The sequence below is a fragment of the Allocoleopsis sp. genome (assembly GCF_036703385.1).
GTDB lineage: Bacteria > Cyanobacteriota > Cyanobacteriia > Cyanobacteriales > Coleofasciculaceae > Allocoleopsis.
The window spans coordinates 1-3,911 of the sequence record NZ_DATNPA010000300.1; the positions used below are offsets into that span (position 1 = coordinate 1).

Annotated in this window: 3 protein-coding genes; 2 read left to right on the top strand and 1 reads right to left on the bottom strand. The window is 46.5% G+C overall.

Annotation, left to right across the window (positions count from 1 at the left end; translation table 11 throughout):
- Positions 1–228: winged helix-turn-helix domain-containing protein (locus V6C93_RS15090; RefSeq protein ID WP_333477489.1), on the bottom strand; the 228-nt coding region annotated here is incomplete at its 3' end.
- A gap of 1,064 nt (positions 229–1,292) precedes the next feature.
- Here V6C93_RS15090 and V6C93_RS15095 point away from each other — a divergent pair.
- Both V6C93_RS15095 and V6C93_RS15100 read left to right on the top strand, forming a co-directional pair.
- Positions 1,293–1,994 carry a hypothetical protein gene (locus tag V6C93_RS15095; protein ID WP_333477490.1) on the top strand — a complete coding sequence of 234 codons (702 nt, stop codon included), beginning with the start codon at positions 1,293–1,295 and terminating at the stop codon, positions 1,992–1,994.
- A 59-nt stretch (positions 1,995–2,053) separates the two neighbouring features.
- The coding region (locus V6C93_RS15100) for an SdrD B-like domain-containing protein (RefSeq protein WP_333477491.1) at positions 2,054–3,911 on the top strand (1,858 nt) is incomplete at its 3' end.

The following is a 3,911-nucleotide window of genomic DNA, read 5'->3' on the forward strand; positions in this document are numbered from 1 at the left end:
GCACTTAATTAAATTCCAGAGCCTATCTATTATGACTTCGTAGCTTAATACATGATTCGGATACTTTAAAAATAAAACTAGTAAATTATATTCTTTCGGAAGTAGGGTCACAATTTGACCATCATAAGTCACTTTGCAGCAATCTGTATCGACCAAAATCTTTCCATAGGATAGCGCTTGAGCATTTAAAGACTGGCTCTCCTTGCTCATCCCAGTAGGCAAGTTCATAATTTTTACTAATTTCGCTAAGTTTTAGCAGGCTCAAACAGCACATTCTAGATATAACATGTTTGAGAATCTTGCATCCCCCTATAGGCTAAAGATTTACCTATACAGTTCTAGTTATTTCTTTGCTATTTATGCTCTTTCTTAAGGAACACAGTCTCGGTAATATCCAGATCTAAGTAACTCAAAATGAATAAAAATCTATATACTGATTAAGTGGTTTTGAGGTATCGTCGGATGAAGCTAAAGGTGAGCGCCGCTCTAGGTACTCGCAGTTGCGGTGGACGATAGATACAATCCCCACCCTCAACTCTCACGAAGCCCTTTCAGGGCGAAGTGGAGTAGGGCGGGGTAGTTGAAAAAAGGCATTAAGAGCGAGGCTCAGCCTGGAACTATCACCTTCTTCAATCCAGAATGTATAGAACTTATCTAAAAGTTTTTGTGAAGATTTTGTGAAGGACTAAACGTTCCACAAATTCTACACAAGCCAGTTCTAGCATGGATGATGAGCTTCCCAGTGTTTATAGAGACAACTTCCGGTAGGACTGCTGAGAACAGAAAAATAGCCGCTCAAACAGCTGCTAAGGACTTATCCTCCGACAATGACCACCCGGATTTTCTCAGATGTAACGAGGGGTTCCGGGAGAGTGGGAACTGGCATGTCCTCTCATCGTATCGTTCCAAGGCATCCAGATGATTTATCGAAAACGGCATTAAGAGCGAGACTCAATCTGGAACCATAGCCTTTTTAGCAGCAATATCTTTTTAAAGATTCTGTATAGAACTTATCCAAAGTTTTTAAAGATCATGTGAAGAAGTAGAATCTCCACAAATTCTACACAAATCATCCCTAAGATAGATGGCACACTTACTCAGTGTTTATAGGGATAACTCTCCGTAAGGTACTGAGAGCAGAAAAAATAGCAGCTTGAACAGTCTGCTATATCGAGCAATATACGGGAGCTGATATTCGGGTTCACGCAACCCTTTAGGCTCGCGCCGATGTCGATTGACTATGGCAAGCGTGTCTTGTGTCACAACCCGAACTCAACAGGAGGTGTCACCTGATGTTAGATATACAAGATTTTTCAATTGTTTTAGCGGCTAGAGATCATAACCCGACAATGATAAACCCTGATTTTCTCAGAGGCAGCGGGGTGATTCCTGGGGATTGGGAACTGGCACGTCCTCCAGTTATGTCTTCCCAAGCCGTCCAGATTATTTTTAAAAACGGTATCAAGATTGAGGCTCAACCTGGAAGCATCAACTTTTCGCAGGGGATAGATACCGATTCTTTTAAGAATATAGAACTCCCTAGCCTTGCTCGTCGGTATGCTGTGACACTTCCGAATCTGGCATACGGTGGCGTAGGGATTAATCCAAGGCGCTTCGTAACGTTTGGCGATCGCACCGAGCAAGCGCATCAATACATTACTGAAACCATTCTTGCTCGTGGCTCTTGGCAAAATTTTGGCACTGCTCCCATGCAGGCAGGTATCAATCTGGTTTACACCTTAGAGCGCTGTCAACTGCGAATCGGTATTAGCGAAGCCCGACTCCAGATTCCAGATAGAGAGGCAATCCCAGCCATATTGTTCGCTGGAAACTTTCACTATGAGCTGACAGGTGAGTCTGCTGAGGAACGCCTAAAGCACCTGCACCAAGCTCTAGACAATTGGCAAAGCGATTTTGCCACTTATCAAGAACTCATTGACGGGAAGTTTCTCGCTGGAAGTAAAGGAGATTCCGGCTCCATCCTGTCTGCTTGAGCAATTAGCTAATTAACTTCAATTCACAAACTGACCTGATAAAAAAAGAGGAATCGATCATGGCTGACTTATTTCCAAATCCTTTAGAATTTGAGTCATTACTACCAGAGGAAAATCTCAGTGTAAAGACCGACCAATTAGATTACGCTCCAGGTAGTACAGCAACGTTCACCGTCACTGGCGTGGGTGAAGGTGAAACAGTCCAGTTTGATATCGTCGAAACCGTTGCTGGGGATGATGGGGTGTTGAATACCTATCAACCCTTTACCGTCACCGATGGTGGAACAGGTGACCTGGATGGGTTGGCAAATGGGGAAATTGTGACGGCTTGGCTAGTTCCCGCCGATCCAGATGGAGATGGCCCACAGGTCGCTTCGGCGTTGAACGCGACGTTGCAGTTGACAGCGACAGCATTAGGTGCAGATGGTGCGATCGGTACGGCTGATGATCGAACAGCAAAGACGACCTTTACCGATGCCGAAGGAAGCATTAGTAAGGTCTACCAGCACTGGGCTGATGGGGATTCCCAGGCAGCCGACTGGAACAACAATATCCTCTCAGACCAGAAATCTAACTACTTCGAGGGCGAGGTTATTCCTCATGTCTTCATCTATAAGGCTTCTAATAATACACCTCTGACAAACGGCCAGTCCTATTCCTTCAACATCAGTTACAACTACTACAATACGAGCGGCAACGCGAGCGGATTCGACTACATTACGACGTATAACATCAGCCGACAACCCACGTTGGTACCGGGTGCTTCTGGCAGTACACCTACCATAGACAGCACGTTTGCCAATGGGGGAGGGACTCAGGGAAGTTTCTACACGGTCGATGCAAATATTACGGGGGTGAGTAACGTTACTTATTCATCACCGACTGGCACGCGAGATGGAACCGTTACCGTAACCTTTACCTACACCGGACTGACCACTACGAGCGGCTTTGCTGAGATCTACTATGGACTCCACATCGCCCAACCAGGGGGTGCGGGTCCAGGAACTAATGGGGCTTCTGCATACCCCGGAGGCTCCCTGCAAACAACCGTCGATATTGGCGGTTCTGGTGCTACCTCGATTCAACTTGCTCCAGGTGCCATCATTGCAGGTCAGATCAGCGGGATGAAGTTCAATGACCTGAACGGCAATGGTGTTCAGGACACAGGAGAAGCGGGGCTTGCAGGTTGGACAATTTACCTCGACAACAATAATAATGGTCAACTTGACACTGGCGAAGTCTCGACTGTAACCGATGCACAGGGCAAGTACAGTTTCTCTGTCACGCCTGATGCGATTAAATCTACTACTACCAACGATCCATACTACGTTCGCGAAGTTAACCAAACAGGTTGGACTCAGACGTCACCCACGTCAGGGAAGTACGGTCCACTATTGGTAACGGCAACAACGCCGCAGTATCTCAATCAAAATTTCGGTAACTTCAAGAACATCGACATCAGCGGTTACAAGTGGAACGACGTTAATGGCAATGGTGTTTGGGATAGTGGTGAGACGGGACTCCAGAATTGGACAATCCAACTCGACAAGAATAACGACGGCACAATCGATGCCACCGCAACCACTGACTCTACTGGAAAGTACACCTTCACCAACCTTGGGCCTGGTACCTACAAGGTAACTGAACTCAACCAGACCGGGTGGACGCAGACTTTTGGCACCTCTGGTTATACCTTCACGGCAACGAGCGGACTGAACCAGACAGGAACCTCTGGAACAGCGACTACGTATAACTTCGGTAATTTCCAAAATAACTCCAACTTCAGCATCGACAAGCAAGTGGGTGGTGTCAAGAACCCCGATGGCACCAACGACAGCGATGGCAAAGTAGACCAAGTTGGCGACAAGATTAACTACAACATCTTAGTCACCAACACAGGCAACACCCCTCTGACGG